The organism is Streptomyces niveus (assembly GCF_001723055.1).
Taxonomy (GTDB): domain Bacteria; phylum Actinomycetota; class Actinomycetes; order Streptomycetales; family Streptomycetaceae; genus Streptomyces; species Streptomyces niveus.
In genome coordinates this window covers 1-5,182 of the sequence record NZ_MDCR01000418.1, presented here as the reverse complement: position 1 = coordinate 5,182, position 5,182 = coordinate 1, and the positions used below count along the sequence as shown (strand labels likewise).

Annotated in this window: 4 protein-coding genes and 1 pseudogene; 4 read left to right on the top strand and 1 reads right to left on the bottom strand. The window is 72.8% G+C overall.

Annotated features, from left to right (window positions below):
• From BHU15_RS35215 to BHU15_RS42050, 3 genes are all read left to right on the top strand, one after another.
• Positions 1-1,320, top strand: a 1,320-nt coding sequence (locus BHU15_RS35215) for a nucleobase:cation symporter-2 family protein (RefSeq protein ID WP_171908516.1), incomplete at its 5' end; no start/stop codon positions are given.
• A gap of 49 nt (positions 1,321-1,369) precedes the next feature.
• On the top strand, positions 1,370-1,747 hold the full coding sequence (locus BHU15_RS35210) for a VOC family protein (RefSeq protein ID WP_031229113.1): 378 nt from the start codon (positions 1,370-1,372) through the stop codon (positions 1,745-1,747).
• Positions 1,748-1,858: 111 nt separating this feature from the next.
• Positions 1,859-4,057 carry a HEAT repeat domain-containing protein gene (locus tag BHU15_RS42050; RefSeq protein WP_079128600.1) on the top strand — a complete coding sequence of 733 codons (2,199 nt, stop codon included), beginning with the start codon at positions 1,859-1,861 and terminating at the stop codon, positions 4,055-4,057.
• Between the two features lie 6 nt (positions 4,058-4,063).
• Here BHU15_RS42050 and BHU15_RS35200 read toward each other — a convergent pair whose 3' ends face one another.
• Positions 4,064-4,660, bottom strand: coding sequence for a TIGR03086 family metal-binding protein (locus BHU15_RS35200; RefSeq protein ID WP_247748398.1), 597 nt, complete (start codon positions 4,658-4,660; stop codon positions 4,064-4,066).
• Between the two features lie 143 nt (positions 4,661-4,803).
• Between BHU15_RS35200 and BHU15_RS35195 the strand changes: the two are divergent.
• Positions 4,804-5,182 (top strand): annotated as a pseudogene (locus BHU15_RS35195) (NnrS multi-domain protein); the annotation flags it as partial.

Sequence of the window (5,182 nt, the reverse complement as noted above, 5' to 3'; positions counted from 1 at the left end):
ACCCTGCCCCCCTTCAAGATGTTCACCAGCGGCCTTCAGCATGTGGCCGCCATGTACGCGGGCGTGGTGGCGCCGCCGATGATCGTCGGGCCCGCCGTGGGTCTGAACGCCCGCGACACCGCGTTCCTCATGGGCGCCAGCCTCTTCACCGCCGGCATAGCCACGCTGCTCCAGACCATCGGCTTCTGGAAGATCGGCGCGCGGCTGCCGTTCGTCAACGGCGTCTCGTTCGCGGGTGTGACACCGATGGTCGCCATCGGCCGGGAGCGCGGTGCCGAGGGCATCAGCGTCATCTTCGGCGCGATCATCGTCGCCAGCGTGCTCGGGTTCGTCCTCACGCCGTACTTCTCCAAACTGGTGCGGTTCTTCCCACCCGTCGTCACCGGCACCGTCATCACCCTGATCGGTGTTTCGCTGCTCCCGGTGGCCTTCAACTGGTCGCAGGGCGGGAACGCCACTGCCGACGACTACGGCTCCATGAAGAACATCGGGATGGCGGGCCTCACCCTGCTGATCGTGCTGGTCCTGCGGAAGGTGCTGCGCGGCTTCCTCCAGCAGATCGCGATCCTGCTCGGCCTGGTCGTCGGCACCCTCGTGGCGATCCCGCTGAACATGACCGACTTCGGCGCGATCAAGGACGCCGGACTGGTCGGCTTCCCGACCCCGTTCCACTTCGGCGCCCCGCAGTTCGAGATCGCGGCGATCATCTCCATGTGCATCGTGATGCTCGTCTGCATGACCGAATCGACCGCCGACATGCTGGCGCTCGGCAAGATCGTGGACCGGCCGGCCGACGAGCGCGTCATCGAGGGGGGACTGCGGGCCGACACTCTGGGCAGTGCCATCAGCCCGTTCTTCAACGGCTTCATGTGCAGCGCGTTCGCGCAGAACATCGGCCTGGTCGCCATGACGAAGGTCCGCAGCCGCTTCGTCGTCGCCGCGGGCGGCGCCATCCTCATACTGCTGGGCCTGTGCCCGGTACTGGCCTCGGTGATCGCGCTCGTCCCGCTGCCGGTCCTGGGCGGCGCGGGCATCGTGCTCTTCGGCTCGGTCGCGGCGAGCGGCATCCAGACGCTGGCGACCGCCGCGCTGGAGAAGGGCGAGAACGCGCTGATAGTCGCCGCCGCAGTCGGTATCGGCCTGATCCCGATAGCGGCGCCGCAGTTCTACCACGCGTTCCCCAGCGACCTGCTGGTGGTGCTCGACTCCGGGATCAGCACGGGGTGCGTGGTGGCGATCGTGCTGAACCTGGCGTTCAACCACTGGGGCGGGAAGGGCAGTTCGGCGCGCCTGCTCCCGCAGGCCCGGGTCGGCGAGTAGTTCCGCCCGCACGGCGAGAGACCGGCGGGATCGGGCGCATACTGCCGCCATGCCAGTGAGCCTGCATCACATCGTCGTCGACGCCCACGATCTGCCCGGACTCGCCCGCTTCTGGGCACGCGCGCTGAGATGGCGTGTGCTGTCCGAGCGCGAGCGGGAGGTGGTCATCGGGCCCGACGAGACCGCGCCGGTCGGCATGTGCTTCATGCCGGTGCCCGCGACGGAGCGCAAGACCGTCAAGAACCGCCTTCACCTCGACCTGACGACTGTCGCGGAGGACCGCGAGGCCGAGATCGACCGGCTCCTCGCGCTCGGCGCGCGACGGGTCGATGTCGGGCAGACCGGCGAGGAGTCGTGGACGGTGCTGGCGGACCCGGAGGGCAACGAGTTCTGTGTGGTACGTCCGAAGCGGACACTGATCGAGTGAGGGCCGCGCCGCGCCGCGCCGGACCGGACCGGGCCGGGCCGCGCTCGGCTCGCTTCGCGGGGCGCGTTGTCCGGGGACGCGTTGTCAGTGGCGCGTGCCAGGATTCTCCATATGGATCTCGCACAGATTTTCGCCGATCTCGACGCGCAGCCATGGGCGGATCGGGAGCACGCCTACGGAAGCGCGGACGATGTCCCGGGCCAGCTCAGGGCGTTGGCGAGCGACGACGCCGAGGAGGCGGAAGAGGCGCTGTACGAGCTGTACGGGAACATCGTCCATCAGGGGTCGGTGTACGAGGCCACGGCCCACGCCGTGCCGTATCCCGCACGGCTGGCCGCCGCCGGGATCAGGCCGGCCGACATGCTGGTGCTGCTCGGCTGCGTCGCCGAGAGCGAGGACGAGCGCAGTGACACGCCGGGGGCGTGCCGGGCGGCCGTGACCGCCCAACTGCCGCTGATACTGCCGCTGATCGAGTCGGCCGACTCCTCCGTACGGCAGGCGGCGGTCTGGGCGGCGGCCAGGACGGGCGCGGCGGAGCAGGTGCTTCCGGTGCTGCGGCGGTGCTGGGAGGGGGAGTTGGACCCGCTCGTACGGGCGGAGGTGCTGGCCGGGTCGGTATGGCTGGATCCGGCGGGCGCCGGCGAGTTCGAGACGGCGGTCCTCGGCGGGAACGGGGTTGGAGAAGCCGCCTCGGTGCGGCTGGCCGCGTTGCTCGCCTGCGTGGACGCGGACCTGGCGTGGACGCCCGTCCATCACGACGCCCTGATCTCCCTGCTGCCCGCCGGCCCGCTGGTCGCGGGACGGTTCGACATGGAGCAGAGCGAGCCGCTGCGATATGTCGTCGAGCGGCTGCTGGACCGGGACACGGACGAGGCCCGCGAAGCCGCGTTCTCGCTGGTCGACGCCGGGCTCCGGCATCCGGACGCCGACGCGCGCGCCGAGGCCGTGGCGGGGGCCGAGCACGCCTGTGACGTCTCCCGCGCCGCACCGGACCGTCTCGCCGGACCGGTGGCGGCCCTGCTCGCCGACCCGGCGTCGGCGAGCCCCGCCCTCTCCGTCGTCACACGGCTCGGCGAGTACGCGGCGCCCGCCGTCCCCGCGCTCACCGCCCTCGCCACCGGGGGCGGCGAGTTGGCCGACCGCGCGTTGGCGGCACTGGTCACGGCGGCCCCGGACGTGGCGGCACCGCTGCTGGCCGCCGACCTGCCGGCCCGCCCGCAGGCGCTCGGCGCGGCGGCGAAGACACATCCCGGAGGGTGGGCCGGGACCGTACGGGAAGGGGACCCGGCCCCGTTCCCGTACCTGCCGGAGCTGCTCGACGCCGTCCGGGCCCGGTTCGCGGACAGCGACATCGCGTGGAACGAGTCCATCCATCTCGGTCTGCTCCTGGCCGCCTGGGGGCAGCGCGCGGCGGCGGCCGTTCCCGACCTGCTCGCGGCGATCGACCGGTACCCCTTCGTCGTCCTGCGCGCCCTGCCCGCCGTCTGCCCGCCGGACGAACGGGACCGCGCGGCGGCGGCGCTGCGCGCGGCGGACCTCGGCGAACAGAGCCCGCTCGATGTCGGCTCCGCGCTGCACCGGCTCACGGGGGAGCCCGAGACGCTGGTGCGGGCGATCGTCGACACGCTGGTCGCCGGCCCGCGCGACGTGGTCGAAGCGGCGAGACTCGCCGGGGAGCTGGGCAGTTCGCAGGCGCCCGTGCTGCTGCCGTATCTGCGTGCCGCGCTGAGCGAGGCCGCCCGCAAACCGCCGGGCTCCGCGACCGGCGCCGCCGTCGAGACGCGCAACAACCCCCGCCTCGACGGCGACACGGAGACGGCCCGCGCGCTGTGGCTGCTCACGGGCAGCGCCGACGAGGCCCTGCCGATCATCGCCGGAGTGCTGGAGGAGGCCGACGGGGACTGGACCCGCTGGCAGAACGTCCGCGCGGCGCGGGCCGCGGGCGCGCTCGGTGAGCGGGGCCGCCCGCTCGCCCCGCTCCTCGAACGCAAACTGGCCCACCGCGACCACGCGGCGGCAGCGGCGCTCGCCCTCCTCGCCGTCGACCCGGCGGGCCAGGACCACACCAAGCTGGCGGACGCGGCACTCATCTCCGCCGAGACCAACGCGGACCCGCAGTCGGCACTGGACTTCCTGCGGGCCTACGGGGCGGACAACCTGACGCCCGCTCAGCTGCGCCGCTGGACCGACCTGGCGGAGCGCGACGCGCACGTCTTCATACCCGGCTTCTCCCAGGAGCCGGTCCGCGCGGACGCCCGCTTCCGGAAGGAGGCACGCGCGCTGCTGGGCACGCGGGAGAGCAAGGGCTGAGGCGCGCTACTCGCCGGGCCGCCAGTCCGGCCGGCGCCCGCTCAGTCCGATGACCCGGTCGAGCAGCGGCGCGTCGGCCGGTACGGCCACCGGCGGGCCGAACAGTCCCTCCGGTGCCTCGCCCGCCTCCGCGCTCGCCGCCGCCGGTTCGAGGAAGGACAGCGTCGCCTCCAGGCTCGCCCGGTCCACCTCGTACGCCTGCCCGGTGCTGCGCGCCAGGTCCCAGCCGTGCACCACCAGCTCGTTCAGCGCGACGATCCCCGCCACCTCGCCCGGCAGGTCCACCCCGCCGGCCCGGGTGAAGCCCTGCCAGGCGTCGGGCGAACGCCAGGCCGCAGCGAGGCCGTCCAACTGCCCGGGAAGGACCGTCCGCCAGTCGTCGTCCAACTGCGGCAGGGAGTCGGTCGGCGCGGTGTCCGTCGTCGCTCCCAGCTCCTTCTTCCCGGCGTCCCGGAAGGCGAGGGTCAGCCCGGCAAGATGCCCGAGCAGCTCCCGCACGGTGTAGTCCGGGCACGGCGTGGGCGCCGCGAGATGCTTGTCGTCGACGCCGTCGAGCAGCTTGGCCACGCTGCGGCAGACGGGGCCGTGGTCGGGAAATGACATATCGGTATTGGTGTCCATGCAAGGTAGACCCCGCGGCCGACGGAAACTCATCGCCGCGGGCGTGACGCGATGCTCTACGGTGCTCGCGCGACAGGCAGACAGAGACGGGGGTTCGTGTGCGGGGTGTGCGGTACGACCAGAAAGTGCTCGCTCTGGTCGAGGTACGGGGCAGGGAACGCGACTGGGAGCAGGCGGAGCGGGAGTTCGAGCAGCGCGGCTGGCCCCTCGTCGACAGTTCCGTACGGGGCGAGGGGATATCCGCCGGCGTCCTGCGCCCGGACCCGGGCGCGCGCCTGTTCGTCGTGGAGGTCCGCCTCTTCGGCGCGCGCAACCGCAGGACCGAGCGCGCGCCGAAGAGGCGGACCTCCACGCGCGCGGCGGCCTGGCGCGTGGAACGGCTGGCGAAGGCCGCCCGGCTGGAGATGCACGTACGCCGCTGTGAACTGGTCGAGCGGGACCGCGAACTGCTCACCGAGTGGCTGGTCCACACGGTCGCGCACCGCCCCGCACGCACCCCGGCAC